The organism is Radicibacter daui (genome assembly GCA_030657355.1).
In the GTDB taxonomy this organism is placed as follows: domain Bacteria; phylum Pseudomonadota; class Alphaproteobacteria; order Radicibacterales; family Radicibacteraceae; genus Radicibacter; species Radicibacter daui.
In genome coordinates this window covers 2,087,007-2,105,083 of the sequence record CP131056.1, presented here as the reverse complement: position 1 = coordinate 2,105,083, position 18,077 = coordinate 2,087,007, and the positions used below count along the sequence as shown (strand labels likewise).

Below are 18,077 nucleotides of genomic sequence, written 5' to 3'. Positions count from 1 at the left end.
TCAAAAAAGATCATTGCAACACACCGAACGAGACGCCAGCAAGGCCCTCGACAGAAGTTGTTTCGTTCCGCCCCCCGGCGAACACAAGGGACGGAACGAAGGTAGTTTTGTTGCGTCCTAAAATTTACCGCTTACTCAAACTCAACGGCGCCGCACCCAGAACAATACAGTCCGGCTTCCTCTTCCCACTCCTTGCTGCCGTCGCCACCGCCACCGGCTGCTACCGGCACACACTTGGTCACCAGAAAGCGCCCGGCGGAGCTGTGGCAGCACGGGCATGCGGCGGTGATGCCACCTGCCATTTTAACGACGATGTCGCCATCAGCTGTCGTTTCCGGCTGGCTGGCCTCAAGCAACCAGCCGTAGTCTTGCTGAAGGTCGATCAAATACTCGTCAGCGCCAAGGCCACAATTCTTGTACGCGCTAAAATCGACAATTCCGGGCCTGATCACCAGCAATGTGTAGTAGCCACCCTCGTAATCGAGATACATGCTTCTTCCTTGTCAGGCCGCTCGATGAACCGATTTAAATCGAACCAAGATGTCCCTGATATTCATATTCCCTTGCCATGGCGCTATCGGCTCAGCAGTCACGTACTTGAAATCAAGGCCGAGGACGCCGCCATGCTCCAACTCTTGAACGAAATAGAGCAGCAATGCATTTTCGTGCATGTCCGCAAAGTCTTGGGGTCTGGACCTGAACCATTCCCTCGCTGATAGCCAGTCCCTACTGGCAGCAGCTGCCGCCAGTAGGTAGGCCTCAAGCGCGCGACGCTCTTGCTTCATTATTCCAGCCTCTTGGATGCCGGTGATGAACCTGCCTTGCTGCGTCATGGCTCAGCCCTCCCGGCGGAAGCGGCGTTCGAACACCGCCGCAAGCTCGGCCGACCCGTCAGCAGCCGTCAGGATATCATCAACGATGACCATCTGGTCTTCGGTGAGTTCATCGCCAGTGCCGAAGTGCTCGACAACAACTTCCCTGTCGGTGTTGGGCTCCAGCCATAGGATTTCTGTATCTCCTAGCGCCGGGCGCCCCTCCTCCATGGAGTACTGAGCCCGTACACAAGCGGTCCTCTCGCCCTGACTGGCGTCGATGTCGACCCAGCCCCAGCTGTCGGAGAACTCGACCTCGTTGATGCCGGTGATGATCCAGCCGCCTTGCGTCGTCGTCATGGCTCAGCCCTCCCGACGCGTGAAGCTGCCAGTCGGGCGGCCACGACGCTTTGCAGGAGCGTCGGGAGCAACGCGCCGGGCCTCCAGCCATGCGTGAACGTCAGCGGCAAGATAGAGCGTCTGGCGGCCGATTTTCACATGGGGAGGTGCGTCGCCTTCGCGGCGAAGGCGTGCGAAGTGCTTGGCAGTGACACCGATCATGTCAGCGACAGCGGATTCGGGGAGAGGCGCCATGGAAGGCGCATTTGTAGAGTCCAAAAACAAGGGTAACCGTCCATATGACTAGCGTGGAGATAGACGTCCAGCTAGTCGGCCCCCGACTAGGACTAATGATTTACAAGCTTGCTGGGCGCGCACGCTTCACTACTGACGCTGATACGACCCCTCATTGTGCCAGTGCTACACTATGCGCCAGCCGAAGCTGAAGCCTCCACCAACCCCGTCAGTGGACCAGTGCATTAACCCTTTGGCTAACTCGGTCCAAACGGACCGTACGCACCAACAAAACGACTGATCGTCGCCAGCAGCTACCCCGCACCCGCACCAGCAGTTCGGCTGCAACCACTGCCTAACGATATACGAATCGTCTTTTAAGAATGCAAGGCCGATTAGGCGCTTTTCGTGCGCACTGGCCCGCATCTCAAATCTTTTGAAGAGTGTTGATGCCGCTTCAGGCGCATTCACGAGCCGCAATCTGTTGCAGCTTGTTGCAGCATTGTTGCAAATGCCATGCGCTCGAAAGCGACTGAATGCTCTCGAATGCGCCCGTAAAGCATTGAAATTAAATGTTGGCGGAGGGGATGGGATTCGAACCCACGATACCAGTTTCCCAGTATGACGGTTTAGCAAACCGTTGCCTTCAGCCGCTCGGCCACCCCTCCGACACCTCGTGCGATCGGTCGCGCCGATGCCGGTGAGCAGGGTGTTTAAGGGGCGGATGAGGGCTTGTCAACGCCTCGTGTTGGGGGAGTGCGATATTAATGCCATCGCCCCCAACCCCGCGTGAGACCTCGAAATTCCGTAACCTTGCGGGGGTGGGAGCAATCGCTTCACGGCTGCAGCGTCAGCCCTTGTACTGGGCGGCAAGAGACATGCCGGCAAGGTCGATATCCGCGCCCTCCTTCTCCACCACCTCGGCCAGATGGCCCTTTACCAGATCGAGCAGCGGCAAGGCGGCGCCAAGGCCATCGGCGGCATCGCTCATCAGCCCCATATCCTTGAGGCCGAGCGCGGCGGTGAAACCGGCCGGGCGGAAAGTCTGCGCCGCGATCATGTCTCCATAAATCTTGTAGATGGCGCCGGGGAAGATGGAGTTGTTGAGCACTTCCAAGAGAGCCGCGCGCGGCACGCCGCCCTTGTGCGCCGCCGCCATCGCCTCGCCCAGCGCTTCCACGGTGGAGACCAGCATGAAGTTACCGCAGAGCTTTACCAGATGGGCGGCAGAAGGCTCCTCCCCCACCACAAACTGGCGCTGCCCCAGCGCGGACAACACCGGCTCCGCTTTCGCCACGGCATCGGCAGCGCCGGCCACGACGATGAAGAGCTTGCCTGCTTCCGCCGCAGGCGGGCGGCCGAAGACCGGGGCGCCGACATAGTGGCCGCCGGCTTTGGCATGTTCACCGGCGAGGCGCGCCGAGAGCGCCGGGCTGATGGTGCTCATGGAAAGATGGACAAGGCCGGGCATGTCGGCGCTCAGCAGGCCGCCCTGCCCCAGCGTTACCGCCTCCACCGCCCTGTCATCCGCCAGCATGGAGATCACAAGACCGCCCGCTGCCGCCTCCGCCGGGGTAGCGGCAAGGGTCGCACCCCGGGCGACAAGCGGCGCCGCCTTGGCGGCATCGCGGTTCCACACGATCACCTCATGGCCTGCGGCGAGCAGGTTACGGGCCATCGCGGCCCCCATCTGGCCAAGGCCGATCACACCGATTTTCATGGGTTTCACTTCCCTTCCACATGAGCCTTGAAGGCGCCGGCAAAATCCGGGTGCCAGCGCGAGAGCGCCGGCCGGTTCTCGATGATGTCGCCCGCGGCCCAGGCAATGCGCTTTTCATCCATCTCGCGCGTTACCTCGCCGTCCGGGCAGAGGATGTAGAAATCGCCGCGGGCGAGCGCGGCCAGCATGAAATTGACCGTCTGTTCCGGCGTCCAGGCACCGGCGGGTTTTTCCGTCACGCCGCGGGCACGGGTAAAACCGGTAAAGACAAAACCGGGGATCAGCAGATGCGCGCTGACGGGCGCCTCACTCTGCCGCAGCTTGTGGGCGAGCGATTCCGTCAGCGCCTTCAGCGCCGCCTTGCTGACATTGTAGGCGGTATCGCCCGGCGGCAGGGTGATGCCCTGCTTGGAGCCGGTATTGACGATGGCAGCCGGCAAGCCGCGCTCGATCATGCCGGGCGCAAACAGCTGCACGCCGTTGATCGGACCCCAGAGGTTGGTCTCCAGCGTCACATGCCAGAGGGCGGGATCGGCAAAGAGGTCGCCGCCGCCTTCGCGGCCCGCATTGTTCATGAGGAAGGTAACGGGGCCAAGCCGCTCGGCAGCCTCCTTCAGCCGCTCCACATCCTCCCGCCGACCGACATCGCAGACGACTGCCTGCGCATCGCTGCCCAGGGCAGCATGCGCTGCCTCCAGCATGGCGGCATCCCGGTCGGCGATCACCACCTTCATGCCTTGCGCGGCGAGCGCCTTTGCTGCCGCAAGCCCAATGCCGCTGGCACCGCCGGTAACAACGGCAACCCGTCCCGGCGCTATGGCTGGATGATGCTGCATCTTTCCTCCTCCCTCGGCGGTCCCCTTGCCGCCCTGCCCCGTTGACGTGGGGATCCCTGCCCGCAAGAGCAAGGCGTGCCAGCCTGATCCTGCGCCGGCGCAGGCACAACCGCTGGCCGGCCTCGCGTGGCCAACGGGACAAAAGCAGAAAAGAAAAAAGCCCGGCATCAGGCCGGGCTTTTTTGTCACGAGGCAGCGAGAGCCGCCGCAAAATCCGCAATCAGGTCATCTACATGTTCCACGCCGATGGAAATGCGCAGCAGATCATCCGGCGTCGGCGAGGTCGGGCCTTCCACCGGCTGGCGATGCTCGATCAGGCTTTCCACCCCCATCAGCGAAGTGGCGTCGCGGAAAAGCCGGGTGGTTTTGGCAACCGAAGCCGCCGCCTTGAAGCCGCCGGCAACCCGTACCGACAGCATGCCGCCAAAACCGCCCGTCATCTGCCGGGCCGCCAGCGCGTGCTGCGGGTGGCTGGCAAGGCCGGGATAAATGACTTCCCGCACGCCGGCATGGCCGGCGAAATGTTCGGCGAATTTCATCGCCGAGGCACATTGCCGCTCAAGGCGCAGATGCAGCGTGCGCAGGCCGCGCAGCAGCAGCCAGGCCTCGAAGGCGCCGAGACGGCTGCCATTGCCCTTGCGCACGGTTTTAAGCCGCTGCCAGTGCGCATCGTCCCGGCCGGTGACCAGCGCGCCCGCCAGAATGTCGGAATGGCCATTGAGCCCCTTGGTGGCGGAATGCACCACAAGGTCAGCACCGAATTCCAGCGGCCGGGTCAAAAGCGGGGTCGGCACGGTGTTGTCGACCACCAGCAGCGCACCCGCCTTGTGGGCGAGGTCGGCAGCGACGGCAAGGTCGGTAATTTCCCAGGTCGGGTTGGCGGGGCTTTCCACCCACACCAGATCGGCCGGCCGGGCGCAGGCCGCCGCCAGCGAGGCGGTATCGGCATTATCGTAGAAATCGACGGTAAGGCCCCAGTCAGCCGCATAATTCTGCACCCAGGCCCGCAGCGACCAGTACATGGCCTTGGGCAGCACTACCCGCGCGCCGGCCTTCAGCGCCAGGAACGGCGCCGTACAGGCCGCCATGCCGGAGGAAAAGAGCAGGCAGCCCGCGCCGCCTTCAAGCGCGGCAATCACACTTTCCGCCGGCACCAGCGTGGGGTCGTCATCCCGGCCATAACGGGTGCGGCCATCCTCGCCGCGCACGAAGGTGCTGGCAGGCTCGATGCCCGGCACGATGGCGCCGTCCGGCCCGGCGGCGCCCAGCGCCTGCGCCAGCAGGGTTTCCGCCTTGCTGTAGAGACTATCCGCCATAACCGCGCTCTCCCGTTTTCTGAATTATCGCTTTTAAATGCAATCGGGGCGCAGCCATGGCCGCGCCCCGATTTTTTCTTTTATTTTCTTAAGCGTCGAGCTTCTTCTTCAGAAGATCGTTGAGCATCGCCGGGTTGGCCTTGCCCTGGCTGCGCTTCATCGCCTGGCCGACGAAGAAGCCGAAGAGCTTGTCCTTGCCGGAGCGATATTCGGCCACCTTGTCGGCATGCTCGGCCATCACCTGGTCGATCAGCGTATCGATGGCGCCGGTATCGGTGACCTGGCGCAGGCCCTTTTCCTCGACGATGGTGCCGGCATCCTTGCCGCTTTCCACCATCTCGGCAAACACATCCTTGGCGATGCGGCCGGAGATGGTGTTGTCCGCCATCAGATCCAGCAGACCGCCAAGTTTATCAGCACTTACAGGGCTTTCGGCAAGGTCCTTGCCAGCCTTGTTGAGCGCGCCCAGCAGCTCCACGATCACCCAGTTGGCGGCAATCTTGGCATCGCGGCCCTTTGCCACCTGCTCATAGAAAGCCGCACGGTCCTGCTCGGCCACCAGCACATTGGCGTCATAGTCGCCAAGGCCGTACTCGCTCATGAAGCGGGCCTTCTTGGCGTCCGGCAGTTCCGGCAGGGTCGCCTTGATGCCTTCGATGAAGCTTTCTTCCAGCACCAGCGGCAGCAGGTCGGGGTCGGGGAAGTAGCGATAATCGTGCGCTTCTTCCTTGTTGCGCATCGAGCGGGTGATGCCCTTGCCGGCATCCCACAGGCGCGTTTCCTGCGTGATCGAACCGCCCTCTTCCAGAATCTCGATCTGGCGGCGGGCTTCATACTCGATGGCAAGCATCATGTTGCGCACCGAGTTGACGTTCTTGATCTCGCAGCGGGTGCCGTATTCGGCGCCGGCCTTGCGCACCGACACATTGACGTCGCAGCGCATGGAGCCTTCTTCCATGTTGCCGTCGCAGGTGCCGAGATAACGCACGATGGTGCGCAGCTTGCGCACATAGGCGCCCGCCTCGTCCGGGGAACGCATGTCGGGGAAGGAGACGATCTCCATCAGCGCCACGCCGGAGCGGTTGAGGTCAACGAAGGTCTTGGTCGGGCTCTGGTCGTGCAGGCTCTTGCCGGCATCCTGCTCCAGATGCAGCCGCTCCACGCGCACGCGCTTTACCTCGCCGCCCTCAAGATCGATATCCACCCAGCCCTCGCCCACGACGGGCTGCTTGAACTGGCTGATCTGGTAACCCTGCGGCAGGTCGGCATAGAAGTAGTTCTTGCGGTCGAAGACCGAGCGCCGGTTGATGGCCGAGTTGAGGCCAAAGCCGGTGCGCACGGCCTGCGCCACGCATTCCTTGTTGATGACGGGCAGCATGCCGGGCATGGCCGCGTCCACAAGGCTCACCTGGGTGTTCGGCTCGGCGCCGAAGGTGGTGGAGGCGCCGGAAAACAGCTTGGACTGGCTGATGACCTGGGCATGAACCTCAAGGCCGATCACCAGTTCCCACGGGCCGGTTTCGCCATCAATCGTGTAGGTGGTGCTCATGTTCAAAAGCCCTCCGGCCGCGCGGTAAAGCCCGCAGCCTCTTCAATCACACCGGCAACGCGCAGCAGCGTCTCTTCATCAAACGGGCGGCCCAGCAGCTGCAGGCCCAACGGCAGGCCGTTGGCAGCAAGGCCAACCGGCACTGCCGCCCCCGGAATGCCCGCCAGCGAGGCCGGCACGGTGAAGACGTCGTTGAGATACATGGTGACCGGGTCTTCCTGCGATCCGGCGACGAAAGCCGTGGTCGGCGCCGTCGGCGTCAGCAGCACGTCCACCTGCTTGTAGGCTTCTGCGAAGTCGCGGGCGACGAGCGCACGCACCTTCTGCGCCTTCAGGTAATAGGCATCATAATAACCGGCCGAGAGCACATAGGTGCCGATGAGGATACGGCGCTTGACCTCGTTGCCGAAGCCGGCAGCGCGCGTGTTCTCATACATCTCGGCAAGCCCGTCGCCGGGCACGCGCAGGCCATAACGCACACCGTCATACCGCGCGAGGTTGGAGGACGCCTCCGCCGGGGCGATGATGTAGTAGGTGGCAAGCGCCGCGCGGGTGTTGGGCAGGGAAACTTCCACCACCTCGGCACCGGCCGCGCGCAGCCACTCCTCGCCCTGCTGCCAGACGGCGAGAATTTCCGGCGACACACCCTCACGGTATTCCCTGGGAATACCGACCTTGAGGCCGCGGATATCGCCGGTAAGCACGGCGGAGAAGTCCGGCACCGCCATGTCAGCCGAAGTGCTGTCCTTCGGGTCGAAGCCGGCCATCACATTCAGCATCAGCGCGGCATCGGCTACGGTGCGGGCCATCGGACCCGGCTGGTCGAGCGAGCTGGCAAATGCCACCACGCCCCAGCGCGAGCAGCGGCCATAGGTCGGCTTGACGCCAACGATGCCGCAATAACTCGCCGGCTGGCGGATGGAACCGCCGGTGTCGGTGCCGGTGGCGGCAATCGCCATATGCGCGGCAACCGCAGCGGCAGAGCCGCCGGAGGAACCACCCGGAACGCGTACGCCGGTATCGCCCGCAGCCTTCCACGGGTTGGCCGCCTGGCCGAAATAGCTGTTGGAGTTGGCGCCGCCCATGGCGAACTCATCAAGGTTCGCCTTGCCCAGCATCACCGCGCCGGCAGCCTTGAGCTTGCCGGAAACGGTCGATTCATAGGTCGGCACAAAATTTTCCAGCATGTGGCTGGCAGCCGTGGTGCGCACACCCTCGGTGCAGAACAGGTCCTTCATGGCGATGGGCATGCCGTCCATCGCCCCGGCCTCGCCCTTGCGGCGGCGGGTATCGGAGGCTTCAGCCTGCTGAAGGGCGAGTTCCGGCGTCTCGGTGATATAGGCGTTGAGGCTCTTGTGAGCCTCCATCTTGCCGATATAGGCGCGGGTCAGATCGACGGCGGAAAAATCGCCGCTCTCAAGGCCGTGCAGCGCATCGGCCATCGTCAGGTCGGTCAGGTTGCTCATCTTATTCAACCACCTTCGGCACGGTGTAGAAGCCCGCCGTCGCATCGGGGGCGTTGGCCAGCACCTTGTCCTGGATGCCACCATCGGTGATGGCGTCCTCGCGCTGGCGCAGCGTCATGTTGGCGACCGAGCTCATCGGCTCGACCCCGTCGGTATTCACCTGTTGCAGTTGCTCGATCCAGCCGAGGATGGAATTCATCTCCTGGGTCCAGTGATCGAGCGCGTCGTCGCTCACCTTGATGCGCGCCAGCGAGGCGATACGGCGCACCGTTGCGGTGTCGAGTGACATGGTTCCTCCGAGGGGCCGGCGGCCGGCCGGAAGGCGGGCTGCCGCATTTAACGATAAAGGTGGCTCCCGGCCGCCTGCCGGATGGCAAGGGGTTCCGGGGGTCTGGTTCGGGGGTCAGTCCGGCCGAAGCCGGGCAACGGAAATAGCATCCGTTATCCGGGGCGACAAGCCGGGCGGATCGGGTGTAGAGAGAGCGCCATGATCCACGAAGATATCCTGGCGCTCAAGGCGGCGCTGAAGCCCGGCGAACGGCTGCTCGGCCTCGACCTTGGCGAGAAGACCATCGGCATGGCGCTCAGCGATCCGATGCTCACCCTCGCCTCGCCCGTCGGCACCATCCGCCGCACCAAATTCTCCCGCGATGTAGCGGAGATGTTCGCGCTGATCGACCAGCGCGGCGTGGGCGGTCTCGTGGTTGGCCTGCCGGTCAATATGGATGGCACGGAAGGCCCGCGCTGCCAGTCGGTGCGCGACTTCGTGCGCGAGGTGCATCAGCGCCGGCCGATCCCCGCCACCTTCTGGGACGAGCGGCTTTCCACCTCCGCCGTGCAGCGCTTCCTCACCAGCGAGGCCGATATGACGCGCAAGCGCCGCGGCGAGGTGGTGGACAAGATGGCGGCCGGCTACATCCTGCAAGGCGCGCTTGATCGCCTTGCCTTCACCCCGACACGCCCGCTCTCCCTCCTCGATGACGAGGATGAGGATAACTACTGACCCTGGCGCCGTTTCGGCCGCAGGCTCAGCACATGCCCCAGCACGCTAAGGGCGAGGATCAGCAGCAGCCCGCCCACCAGCAGCCAGGCCCCGACCAGCGGCGGGATCACGCCGGTTGGCACTGTCAGCCCCAGCAGGGCCAGAAGACAGGTTGCCTGCACGGCAAGATTGCCATCATCGACAAAGAGCCCCAGCAACTCGCGCCACACGGCGCCGAGCGCGCTCATTCCCGCACCCATTCGGCAGCCCGCGCCGCCAGCTGAACCAGCGCCAGCGACACCAGCAGCACCGCAAGCTCGATGGCCACCAGCGCAAAGTCGCCGCCCGGCCAAAGAATGCCAACCCCTTCGCCGAACCAGAAGATCCCGAAACCGCTGACAAGGCAGCCGACGGCAAATTTCAGCGTGTTTTCAGGCACCCGCGACAGCGGCCGGTGGACGAAGATGCCAACCACCAGCACCAGAACCACCGCCGCCAGCGCGCCGGCGATAGCAAAATCCATACGGCCCTTGCCGCTGCCCACCGCCAGCACGATGAAGGCAACTTCCACCCCTTCCAGCAGCACGGCCTTGAAGGCCACGATGCCGGCGATGGTGGCCGCCCGCCGGTCGGCGCGCGCAGCCTCCAGAGCGGCGCTCTCGCGCTCATAGGCCGCATCCTCGTTGCGCAGGGCCATGAGCCCGGCGGCGCGCAGGATGGCCTTGCGCAGCCAGCGCAGGCCAAAAAGGATCAGCAGCAGGCCGATGACCGACTGCAGCAGCCAGATCGGCACCAGCGCCAGCAGCGGCCCGGCAAGCCCCACCAGCAGCGCCAGCGCCACCAGGGCAAGCGCGGTGCCGGCAAAAGCCGGCCGCCAGCCATTGGTGATCCCCACCGCCAGCAGGATGGTAAAGGCCTCCACCACCTCGACCAGCGAGGCGAGAAAGGCCGCCCCGGTGGTGGTGACGGCCAGCGTCAGGTTCGTCATTCGGTGCCCGGCTCCCCTTCCGCGCTATTGGTTGCGCGCTGCGGCAGAAGCTTAGCCTGCAAATACCGCTGCGGGCGAGCCCCGCATTGAGCCCTCTTTGCCGCGGACAGGCGGATAAAAAGAAATCTAAGGAATTAGGGGATACCCGCGGGCGCCATCTTGCGGCACTTTGTCAGAATCCCCGTGCCGCGTCCCCGAAGGCTGCTGCCCCGCAATGCCGATCAACTATCTTCGCCTGCATCAGATGCGCGACCCGACGGCAACCGCCGACCAGGTGGCCGCGCGCGTGCTGGAGGTGAACGAACAGATCGCCGGCGCCGCCAGCTCCCTGCTGCAACACCCCGTAAACCGCCGCCTGTGCGAATGGTGGGAGGAGCGCAGCGCCTCCGGTCCCGTCCTGCGGCGGACCTTCGACCCCACCCTGCTCGGCCGCAACATGCGCGACATCTATCTGGTCCGGCGGACCGGCGAGGACGGGCGCGGTTTCGTGCTGCGCATCGTGGGCGAGCGCATTGCCGATATCGTTGGCTTCGACAATACCGGCGCCGTGATCAGCCCTGACAGCGGGCCGGAGGCCGATCGCGGCATGGCGGCCTATTATGAGGCGGTGATGGCAAGCGGCCGCCCCTCGCTCTGCCGCGGCTTTTTCAACCGCGCCGGTTTTCCCCGCGTGCCTTTTGAAGCCATCGACTGCCCGCTCTGGGAGCCGGACGCCGATACAGCAGCAAGCCTTGTCGGCTGCCTTTTACTGCTGCACCCGGAAGGCTGAGAGCCGCCTGCCGACGCTGTTTAAAACTTCCCGGCACTCGTGATTGCGGGCCAGCCCCCCCACGCCTATAAGGGGCCGATCCGGGCCAAGAGGGGATACTCCATGGAGTTCCAACCGTCGTCCTTCACCCACCGGCACCTGCTGGGGATTGAAGGGCTATCTCCTTGGGATATCGAGAAAGTTCTCGATCTCGCAGATAACTATGTCGGCCTTAGCCGCTCCCGTCACAAGAAGACGGATGTGCTGCGGGGCCTCACCGTCATCAATCTCTTTTTCGAGAATTCGACCCGTACGCTCACCTCGTTCGAGCTGGCGGGCAAGCGTCTTGGCGCCGACGTCATCAACATGGCGGTCGCCAATTCCTCGATCAAGAAAGGCGAGACGCTCATCGACACCGCGATGACGCTGAACGCCATGCACCCCGATGCGCTGGTGGTGCGCCATTCGGACTCAGGCGCCGTCAAGCTGCTGGCCCAGAAGGTCAACTGCGCCGTCGTCAATGGCGGCGACGGCAGCCATGAGCACCCGACGCAGGCGCTGCTCGATGCGCTCACCATCCGCCGCCGCAAGGGCCGGCTGGAAGGGCTGACCGTCACCATCTGCGGAGATGTGCTGCACAGCCGCGTGGCGCGCTCCAACATCCTGCTGCTCAACACCATGGGCGCCCGGGTGCGTGTGGTGGCACCGCCCACACTGATGCCTGCCGCCATCGACCGCATGGGGGTGGAGGTCTACACCAACATGCGCGAAGGGCTGAAAGACGCCGACATCGTGATGATGCTGCGCCTGCAGACCGAACGCATGCAGGGCCAGTATGTCCCCTCCATCCGCGAATATTTCCACTTCTTCGGCCTGACCGAGGAGAAGCTGGCGGCGGCAAAACCGGACTGCCTCATCATGCATCCGGGCCCGATGAACCGCGGCGTGGAGATCGACAGCGTGATCGCCGACGACATCAACCGCTCCGTCATCCTCGACCAGGTGGAGCTGGGCGTGGCCGTGCGCATGGCCGTGCTCGACCTGCTGACCCGCGACCGGCGCGGCGACAATGACGATCTCGGAGGGAAGCTCTGATGGCCGAGCGCCGTACCGCCTATATCAATGCGCATCTGATCGACCCGGCGAGCGGCCTCGACGCCGCCGGTGCGCTGCTGGTTGAAGGCACGAAGATCGCCGATGTCGGCCCCGGCCTCTTTGCCGAGGGGGTGCCGGAGGGTATCGAGACCGTCGACTGTGCCGGCGCCCATCTGGTGCCCGGCCTGATCGACATGCGCGTACAGGCCTGCGATCCGGGCTTCGAGCACAAGGAAACCATCGCCACCGCCAGCGCCGCTGCGGTTGCCGGCGGCATCACCAGCATCGTCACCCTGCCCAATACCGAGCCGGTGATCGACGATGTGGCCGGGCTTGAATTCATTGCCCGCCGCGCCCGTGAAACCAAGCTCGCCAAGGTCTATGCCTATGGCGCGGTAACTGCGGGGCTCGAAGGCAAGGAACTGGCCGAGATCGGCCTGCTCAAGGAAGCCGGCGCCGTCGGCTTTACCGATGGCACCCGGGCGATTGCCGATGCCGGCGTGATGGCGCGGGCGCTGAAATACGCCAAGGCCTTCGGCGCACTCATCATCCAGCATCCGGAAGAGCCGCGCCTTGCCGGCGGCGTGATGAATTCGGGTGAACTTTCCACCCGCCTCGGCCTGCCCGGCATCGCCACCCAGGCCGAGATCATCATGGTGGAGCGCGACCTGCGCCTTGCCGAGATGACCGGCGGGCGCATCCACATCTCGCATATCTCCACCTGGGCTGCGGTGGAGGCCATCCGTGCCGCCAAGGCGCGCGGCATCGCCGTTACCTGCGATACCGCCCCGCCCTATTTCGCGCTGGTGGAAGCCGATATCGGCGACTACCGCACCTTCCTGAAGCTTTCCCCGCCGCTGCGCAGCGATTTCGACCGCCGCGCGGTCGTCGAAGGTCTTGCCGACGGCACCATTGATGCCATTGCCAGCGACCACAACCCGCAGGACCAGGACAGCAAGCGCCTGCCCTTCGTCCAGGCCGAGTTCGGGGCCGTGGGCCTTGAAACCCTGCTGCCGGTGGCACTGGAGCTGGTGCATGGCGAGCACCTTGACCTCAAGACGCTGATCCGCCGCCTCTCCACCACCCCGGCCGAGCTGCTGGGCATCCCCGGTGGCAAGCTGAAGCCAGGCGCCCCGGCCGACCTGCTGGTGTTCGACCCCTTCAGTCCGTGGAAGGTCGATGCTGCCACCTTCCGCAGCAAATCCAAGAACAGCCCGTTCGACGGCCGCCCCGTCGCCGGGCGGGCGCTGCGTACGATCATTGACGGACGGCTGGTTTACAGCGCCTCCTGATCCGGGTTGCCGCCTGGCCGGGGAAGCCGGGCGGCAGACGCTTTAAACGACCCTGTTCAAAAGAACGGCCACCAACCGGCCCAAGAATGAAGAACGGAGAGGCTTGATGTTAACGGTTCTGCTCGCCTGCGCGGCCGGCGGTTATCTGCTGGGCTCCATCCCCTTCGGCCTCGTGCTGGCGCGCCTTGGCGGCTATGGCGATATCCGCAAGATCGGCAGCGGCAATATCGGCGCCACCAATGTCCTGCGCACCGGCAACAAGCCGCTCGCGCTGCTGACGCTTCTGCTCGATAGCGGCAAGGGCGCCGCCGCCGTGCTGATCGCCTATCGATTCGGCCCGGAAGCGGCGGTTGCCGCCGGCGCCGGCGCCATGCTGGGCCACACCTTCCCGGTCTGGTTGCGCTTCAAGGGTGGCAAGGGCGTGGCAACCGCGCTCGGCACCTATCTGGCCCTCTCCTGGCCGCTCGGCCTTGCTGCTTGCGCCACCTGGCTGGTGGTTGCCATCGTCGGCCGTATCTCCTCGCTTTCCGCCCTGACGGCGCTGGCCCTGGCGCCGCTGGCCGCCTGGTTCGTGCAGAAGAGCCCGCTGCTCACCCTCTTCGGCGTCTTCGTTGCCGTGCTGGTCTATATCCGCCACTGGCAGAACATCCGCCGGCTGATGGCCGGCACCGAGCCGCGCATGTCCTTCGGCAAGAAAAAGAAGGCCGAATAACCGGCGCGACCCCTTCACGACCACTGGTTATTTGACGACATCACGCGCACCCGCCATGGTTGCGCGTGATGCATTCTCGTGTTTTGACAGCGGCGGAAAGACGGGACTGGCTGCGGCTCATCCGCAGCGAGAATGTCGGCCCCGTGACCTTCTATCGCCTGCTGGAGCGGTTCAGCAGCGCTACCGCCGCGCTCGATGCCCTGCCCGAGCTTGCCCGCCGCGCCGGTCGGCAGGCCCCGCTGAAGGCGATGAGCCGCGGCGCCGCGGAAACCGAGCTTGCCGCGCTGGAGGCGCATGGCGCCCGGCTGCTGGCGAGCTGCGAGCCCGACTATCCCCGCCCGCTCGCCGCTATAGAGGATGCACCGCCCGTCATCGCCGTTATCGGCCACATCCATCTGCTGCACCGGCCGGCGGTTGCCATGGTCGGCGCGCGTAATGCCAGCCTCGGCGCCCGCCAGTTTGCCCGCGAGCTTGCCGCCGCGCTTGGCGAGCGGGGTTACACCATCGTCTCCGGCCTTGCCCGCGGCATTGATGCCGCCGCCCATGAGGGGGCGCTTGCCACCGGCACGGCCGGCGTGGTGGCCGGCGGGATCGACATTGTCTATCCGGCGGAAAATCGTGCCCTGCATCAGGCGCTGGAGCAGCAGGGCGTCATTCTGGCGGAAAGTCCGTTCGGCACCCAGCCGCAGGCCCGGCACTTTCCCCGCCGCAACCGCCTTGTCTCCGGCCTTTGCCTCGGCACGCTGGTGGTGGAGGCAGCGCTTAAATCAGGCTCTCTCATCACCGCCAGCATGGCGCTGGAACAAGGGCGTGAGGTGTTTGCCGTGCCCGGCTCCCCGCGCGACCCGCGGGCCGGCGGCACCAACGATCTGCTGCGTCAGGGCGCGCATCTGACCGAACATGCCGATGATGTGGATGGCATTTTGCGCCCCCTCATCGCCCGCCCGCTCGGCGAGCCGGAAAAGGGCTGGCTCGGCGCTGCTGCAGCCTTTGCCGAGGACGGCGCATTGACGCCACAGCTCTACCGCCGGCTGATGGAGGCACTCTCCCCTGCGCCGGTCGCGGTTGACGAATTGATCCGAGATAGCCAATTGTCTGCCTCCATAGTGCAGGCCGCACTCACGGATCTGGAACTGGCGGGCCTTGTGGAACGTCATGCCGGGAGCCGGGTGAGCCTGCGCTGACCTTCAGGTCGCGGATTGCCTTGCTTTTTCGGGCACCGGCCGGAGGCCAGTCGGAAGGAAGGAACCAGCGTGTCTGGCAAGAACGTCGTCATTGTCGAGTCGCCCGCCAAGGCCAAGACCATCAACAAGTATCTGGGCTCGGACTATACGGTTCTGGCGAGTTTCGGCCATGTACGCGACCTTCCGGCCAAGGACGGATCGGTGCTGCCGGACGAAGATTTCGCCATGAGCTGGGAGCTCAGCGACCGCGCCGAACGCCAGATCAAGGAAATCACCAAGGCCGCCAAGGCCGCCGACACCATCTTCCTCGCCACTGACCCTGATCGCGAGGGCGAGGCGATTTCCTGGCATGTGCAGCAGGTGCTGGGCGAGCGGCTGAAACTCGACGGCAAGACCGTGCGCCGCGTCACCTTCAACGAGATCACCAAGAACACCATCCTCGACGCGATCCGCAATCCGCGCGATCTCGATCAGCCGCTGATCGATGCCTATATGGCGCGCCGGGCGCTCGACTATCTCGTCGGCTTCACCCTGTCGCCGGTGCTGTGGCGAAAACTGCCGGGCAGCCGTAGCGCGGGCCGCGTGCAGTCCGTCGCCCTGCGCCTCATCTGCGAGCGCGAGGCGGAGATCGAAATCTTTGTGCCGCGCGAATACTGGTCGGTTGAAGCCACCTTCACCACCACCGAAGGCGGCACCTTCACCGCACGCCTCACCCATCTCAATGGCAAGAAGCTCGACAAGTTCGCCCTCGCCAACGAGGCGGACGCCAAAGCCGCCGTCGAAGTGCTGGCAAAGGCCGCCTTCCGCGTCGGTGCTGTCGAGCGCAAGCAGGCACGGCGCAACCCCTCGCCGCCCTTCATCACATCCACCCTGCAGCAGGAAGCCAGCCGCAAGCTCGGTTTCGGCGCCACCCGCACCATGCGCCTTGCCCAGAAGCTCTATGAGGGCATCGAGCTTGGTGGCGAGACGGTCGGCCTGATCACCTACATGCGTACCGACGGCACGTCGCTGTCGCAGGAAGCCATCGGCAGCATCCGCGCCCTGATCGACCGCGATTTTGGCGGCAGCTATGTGCCGGCCCAGCCGCGCATCTACAAATCCACTGCCAAGAACGCGCAGGAGGCCCACGAGGCCATCCGCCCGACCGACATCATGCGCCGCCCGGGTGACGTTGCGCAGTATCTCGACCGGGATGAGCTGCGCCTTTACGACCTTATCTGGAAGCGCACCGTCGCCTGCGAAATGGAAAGCGCGGTGCTGGACCAGGTTGCCGTCGATGTCGACGCGACCGACCACAGCGCCACCCTGCGCGCTACCGGCTCCATCATCCGTTTCGACGGCTTCCTGCGCCTTTATCAGGAAGGCAAGGACGATACGGGCGGGGATGACGAGCAGGATCGCCGCCTGCCGGCGATGAAGGAAACCGACCCGCTGACCCGCGGCGAGGTGCGTCCCGAGCAGCATTTCACCCAGCCGCCGCCCCGCTTTACCGAGGCAAGCCTCGTCAAGCGGCTGGAAGAGCTGGGCATCGGCCGCCCCTCCACCTACGCCTCCATCCTGCAGGTGCTGCAGGACCGCGACTATGTGAAGCTGGAGAATCGGCGCTTCGTGCCGGAAGATCGCGGCCGCCTCGTCACCGCCTTCCTCAGCAACTTCTTCGAGCGTTATGTGGAGTATGACTTCACCGCCGATCTTGAAGAAAAGCTGGACGAAATCTCCACCGGTTCCATTGCCTGGCGCGATGTGCTGCGGCAGTTCTGGTTCGATTTCCACAAGGCGGTGGATGGCACCAAGGAGCTGACCGTCAGTTCAGTGCTGGACACGCTCGACCGGGAGCTGGGGCCGCATTTCTTCGGCGAGCCGACGGAAGACCGCCCCAACCCGCGTGCCTGCCCCACCTGCGGGGAAGGCCGGCTCAGCATCAAGCTCGGCAAGTTCGGCGCCTTCATCGGCTGCTCGAACTACCCGACCTGTAATTACACCCGCCCGCTGACCGCCGGCGAAGGTTCCGAGAACGAGGGCGACGATGGCCCCCGCCATCTCGGTAACGACCCGGTGACCGGCCTGCCCGTCACGCTGCGCCGTGGCCCCTACGGCCAGTATGTCCAGCTCGGCCCCAAGGAAGGGGCTGTTGCGGTGGAAGCCGAGGCGCCGGCCAAGGGCAAGGGCAAGAAGGCAGCGGTGGAAAAACCCAAGCGCGTCTCCCTGCCCCGCGGCGAGGATGTGGCGCTGCTGACGCTGGACCGGGCGCTCGGCCTTCTGTCTCTGCCGCGCGATATCGGCCATCATCCCGAAACCAAGGAGATGATCCAGGCTGGCATCGGTCGCTTCGGCCCGTATCTCAAGCATGGCGGCGTCTACAAGTCGCTGACGGCGGATGATGACGTGCTGGAAGTGGGCATGAACCGCGCCGTCGCCCTTCTGGGGGACAAGCTAACCAAGGCCGGGCCGCTGCGCGAACTGGGTGAACATCCGCGCGACAAGGGCCCCGTCAGTATCCATTCCGGCCGCTTCGGCCCCTATGTGAAGCACGCCAAGACCATGGCCTCGCTGCGCAAGGGCATGGAAGTCGAAAGCCTGACGATGGAACAGGCCATCGAGCTCTTGGATGCCAAATCCGGCGGCGCCAAGGGCAAGACGGCGAAGAAGGCACCGGCTGCGGACGGCGATGCGGCTGAAAAGCCGAAGGCAGCCAAGGCGGCGGCCAGGAAGGCGCCGGCAAAAAAGACGGCTGCGAAGGCGCCTGCAAAGAAGGCTGCCAGCGCAACCAAAACCAAAAAGACGGCAGCGGCCGACTGATCTTC

19 protein-coding genes and 1 tRNA gene are annotated in these 18,077 nt (G+C 64.8%); 7 read left to right on the top strand and 13 right to left on the bottom strand.

What is annotated here, in order from left to right; all coding sequences use genetic code 11:
• Positions 1 to 131 precede the first annotated feature (131 nt).
• The 11 genes from QTL98_RS09890 to gatC form a co-directional block, all read right to left on the bottom strand.
• On the bottom strand, positions 132 to 491 hold the full coding sequence (locus QTL98_RS09890; RefSeq protein ID WP_445682047.1) for a hypothetical protein: 360 nt from the start codon (positions 489 to 491) through the stop codon (positions 132 to 134).
• A 12-nt stretch (positions 492 to 503) separates the two neighbouring features.
• A complete protein-coding gene (locus tag QTL98_RS09885) occupies positions 504 to 833 on the bottom strand; it encodes a hypothetical protein (RefSeq protein WP_445682046.1) in 330 nt (109 codons plus the stop codon).
• Positions 834 to 836: 3 nt separating this feature from the next.
• Positions 837 to 1,172: a hypothetical protein gene (locus QTL98_RS09880; protein ID WP_445682045.1), complete on the bottom strand. Its 336-nt coding sequence runs from the start codon at positions 1,170 to 1,172 to the stop codon at positions 837 to 839.
• A gap of 3 nt (positions 1,173 to 1,175) precedes the next feature.
• Positions 1,176 to 1,373, bottom strand: coding sequence for a helix-turn-helix transcriptional regulator (locus QTL98_RS09875; RefSeq protein ID WP_445682127.1), 198 nt, complete (start codon positions 1,371 to 1,373; stop codon positions 1,176 to 1,178).
• Positions 1,374 to 1,961: 588 nt separating this feature from the next.
• Positions 1,962 to 2,053, bottom strand: a tRNA-Ser gene (locus QTL98_RS09870).
• A 182-nt stretch (positions 2,054 to 2,235) separates the two neighbouring features.
• Entirely contained in the window at positions 2,236 to 3,105 is an 870-nt protein-coding gene (locus QTL98_RS09865; protein ID WP_445682044.1) for an NAD(P)-dependent oxidoreductase, read from the bottom strand.
• A 5-nt stretch (positions 3,106 to 3,110) separates the two neighbouring features.
• Positions 3,111 to 3,941 carry an SDR family NAD(P)-dependent oxidoreductase gene (locus QTL98_RS09860; protein ID WP_445682043.1) on the bottom strand — a complete coding sequence of 277 codons (831 nt, stop codon included), beginning with the start codon at positions 3,939 to 3,941 and terminating at the stop codon, positions 3,111 to 3,113.
• Between the two features lie 185 nt (positions 3,942 to 4,126).
• Positions 4,127 to 5,257 carry a trans-sulfuration enzyme family protein gene (locus QTL98_RS09855; RefSeq protein WP_445682042.1) on the bottom strand — a complete coding sequence of 377 codons (1,131 nt, stop codon included), beginning with the start codon at positions 5,255 to 5,257 and terminating at the stop codon, positions 4,127 to 4,129.
• Positions 5,258 to 5,345: 88 nt separating this feature from the next.
• Positions 5,346 to 6,806 carry an Asp-tRNA(Asn)/Glu-tRNA(Gln) amidotransferase subunit GatB gene (gene gatB / locus QTL98_RS09850; RefSeq protein ID WP_445682041.1) on the bottom strand — a complete coding sequence of 487 codons (1,461 nt, stop codon included), beginning with the start codon at positions 6,804 to 6,806 and terminating at the stop codon, positions 5,346 to 5,348.
• Between the two features lie 2 nt (positions 6,807 to 6,808).
• On the bottom strand, positions 6,809 to 8,272 hold the full coding sequence (gatA, locus tag QTL98_RS09845; RefSeq protein ID WP_445682040.1) for an Asp-tRNA(Asn)/Glu-tRNA(Gln) amidotransferase subunit GatA: 1,464 nt from the start codon (positions 8,270 to 8,272) through the stop codon (positions 6,809 to 6,811).
• A 1-nt stretch (position 8,273) separates the two neighbouring features.
• On the bottom strand, positions 8,274 to 8,561 hold the full coding sequence (gene gatC / locus QTL98_RS09840; protein WP_445682039.1) for an Asp-tRNA(Asn)/Glu-tRNA(Gln) amidotransferase subunit GatC: 288 nt from the start codon (positions 8,559 to 8,561) through the stop codon (positions 8,274 to 8,276).
• A gap of 198 nt (positions 8,562 to 8,759) precedes the next feature.
• Between gatC and ruvX the strand changes: the two genes are divergently transcribed.
• Complete coding sequence (ruvX, locus tag QTL98_RS09835) at positions 8,760 to 9,275, top strand: Holliday junction resolvase RuvX (protein ID WP_445682038.1); 516 nt, start codon at positions 8,760 to 8,762, stop codon at positions 9,273 to 9,275.
• On the opposite strand, the gene QTL98_RS09830 is transcribed toward ruvX, so the two are convergent.
• Both QTL98_RS09830 and QTL98_RS09825 read right to left on the bottom strand, forming a co-directional pair.
• Positions 9,269 to 9,502: a hypothetical protein gene (locus QTL98_RS09830; RefSeq protein ID WP_445682037.1), complete on the bottom strand. Its 234-nt coding sequence runs from the start codon at positions 9,500 to 9,502 to the stop codon at positions 9,269 to 9,271. The two genes, ruvX and QTL98_RS09830, sit on opposite strands and share 7 nt — an antisense overlap.
• Positions 9,499 to 10,242: a hypothetical protein gene (locus QTL98_RS09825; RefSeq protein WP_445682036.1), complete on the bottom strand. Its 744-nt coding sequence runs from the start codon at positions 10,240 to 10,242 to the stop codon at positions 9,499 to 9,501. Before QTL98_RS09825 ends, QTL98_RS09830 begins: the two co-directional genes overlap by 4 nt.
• A gap of 214 nt (positions 10,243 to 10,456) precedes the next feature.
• On the opposite strand from QTL98_RS09825, the gene QTL98_RS09820 reads away from it, so the two are divergent.
• The 6 genes from QTL98_RS09820 to topA all read left to right on the top strand — a co-directional run bounded on the left by QTL98_RS09820 (position 10,457) and on the right by topA (position 18,072).
• Complete coding sequence (locus tag QTL98_RS09820; RefSeq protein WP_445682035.1) at positions 10,457 to 11,011, top strand: PAS domain-containing protein; 555 nt, start codon at positions 10,457 to 10,459, stop codon at positions 11,009 to 11,011.
• Positions 11,012 to 11,113: 102 nt separating this feature from the next.
• Complete coding sequence (locus QTL98_RS09815; RefSeq protein WP_445682034.1) at positions 11,114 to 12,085, top strand: aspartate carbamoyltransferase catalytic subunit; 972 nt, start codon at positions 11,114 to 11,116, stop codon at positions 12,083 to 12,085.
• Positions 12,085 to 13,377, top strand: coding sequence for a dihydroorotase (gene pyrC, locus QTL98_RS09810; protein WP_445682033.1), 1,293 nt, complete (start codon positions 12,085 to 12,087; stop codon positions 13,375 to 13,377). Before QTL98_RS09815 ends, pyrC begins: the two co-directional genes overlap by 1 nt.
• Before the next feature lie 106 nt (positions 13,378 to 13,483).
• Positions 13,484 to 14,089, top strand: coding sequence for a glycerol-3-phosphate 1-O-acyltransferase PlsY (plsY, locus tag QTL98_RS09805; protein WP_445682032.1), 606 nt, complete (start codon positions 13,484 to 13,486; stop codon positions 14,087 to 14,089).
• A gap of 68 nt (positions 14,090 to 14,157) precedes the next feature.
• The gene (dprA, locus tag QTL98_RS09800) at positions 14,158 to 15,273 is read left to right on the top strand and encodes a DNA-processing protein DprA (protein ID WP_445682031.1); all 1,116 of its coding nucleotides are present in this window, start codon (positions 14,158 to 14,160) and stop codon (positions 15,271 to 15,273) included.
• Positions 15,274 to 15,342: 69 nt separating this feature from the next.
• Positions 15,343 to 18,072 (top strand): type I DNA topoisomerase, encoded by a 2,730-nt coding sequence (gene topA / locus QTL98_RS09795; protein ID WP_445682030.1) that lies wholly within the window; start codon positions 15,343 to 15,345, stop codon positions 18,070 to 18,072.
• The last annotated feature ends 5 nt before the right edge of the window (positions 18,073 to 18,077 follow it).

What these genes read in the sequence shown, in the direction of transcription:
- QTL98_RS09820 (WP_445682035.1), top strand. Translation starts at nt 10,457, where the DNA reads ATGCCGATCAACTATCTTCGCCTGCATCAGATGCGCGACCCGACGGCA.
- gatC (WP_445682039.1), bottom strand. Translation starts at nt 8,561, where the DNA reads ATGTCACTCGACACCGCAACGGTGCGCCGTATCGCCTCGCTGGCGCGC.
- QTL98_RS09890 (WP_445682047.1), bottom strand. Translation starts at nt 491, where the DNA reads ATGTATCTCGATTACGAGGGTGGCTACTACACATTGCTGGTGATCAGG.
- QTL98_RS09865 (WP_445682044.1), bottom strand. Translation starts at nt 3,105, where the DNA reads ATGAAAATCGGTGTGATCGGCCTTGGCCAGATGGGGGCCGCGATGGCC.
- QTL98_RS09830 (WP_445682037.1), bottom strand. Translation starts at nt 9,502, where the DNA reads ATGAGCGCGCTCGGCGCCGTGTGGCGCGAGTTGCTGGGGCTCTTTGTC.
- plsY (WP_445682032.1), top strand. Translation starts at nt 13,484, where the DNA reads ATGTTAACGGTTCTGCTCGCCTGCGCGGCCGGCGGTTATCTGCTGGGC.
- QTL98_RS09815 (WP_445682034.1), top strand. Translation starts at nt 11,114, where the DNA reads ATGGAGTTCCAACCGTCGTCCTTCACCCACCGGCACCTGCTGGGGATT.
- QTL98_RS09855 (WP_445682042.1), bottom strand. Translation starts at nt 5,257, where the DNA reads ATGGCGGATAGTCTCTACAGCAAGGCGGAAACCCTGCTGGCGCAGGCG.
- QTL98_RS09885 (WP_445682046.1), bottom strand. Translation starts at nt 833, where the DNA reads ATGACGCAGCAAGGCAGGTTCATCACCGGCATCCAAGAGGCTGGAATA.
- gatB (WP_445682041.1), bottom strand. Translation starts at nt 6,806, where the DNA reads ATGAGCACCACCTACACGATTGATGGCGAAACCGGCCCGTGGGAACTG.
- ruvX (WP_445682038.1), top strand. Translation starts at nt 8,760, where the DNA reads ATGATCCACGAAGATATCCTGGCGCTCAAGGCGGCGCTGAAGCCCGGC.
- QTL98_RS09860 (WP_445682043.1), bottom strand. Translation starts at nt 3,941, where the DNA reads ATGCAGCATCATCCAGCCATAGCGCCGGGACGGGTTGCCGTTGTTACC.
- dprA (WP_445682031.1), top strand. Translation starts at nt 14,158, where the DNA reads ATGCATTCTCGTGTTTTGACAGCGGCGGAAAGACGGGACTGGCTGCGG.
- pyrC (WP_445682033.1), top strand. Translation starts at nt 12,085, where the DNA reads ATGGCCGAGCGCCGTACCGCCTATATCAATGCGCATCTGATCGACCCG.
- gatA (WP_445682040.1), bottom strand. Translation starts at nt 8,272, where the DNA reads ATGAGCAACCTGACCGACCTGACGATGGCCGATGCGCTGCACGGCCTT.
- QTL98_RS09825 (WP_445682036.1), bottom strand. Translation starts at nt 10,242, where the DNA reads ATGACGAACCTGACGCTGGCCGTCACCACCACCGGGGCGGCCTTTCTC.
- QTL98_RS09875 (WP_445682127.1), bottom strand. Translation starts at nt 1,373, where the DNA reads ATGATCGGTGTCACTGCCAAGCACTTCGCACGCCTTCGCCGCGAAGGC.
- QTL98_RS09880 (WP_445682045.1), bottom strand. Translation starts at nt 1,172, where the DNA reads ATGACGACGACGCAAGGCGGCTGGATCATCACCGGCATCAACGAGGTC.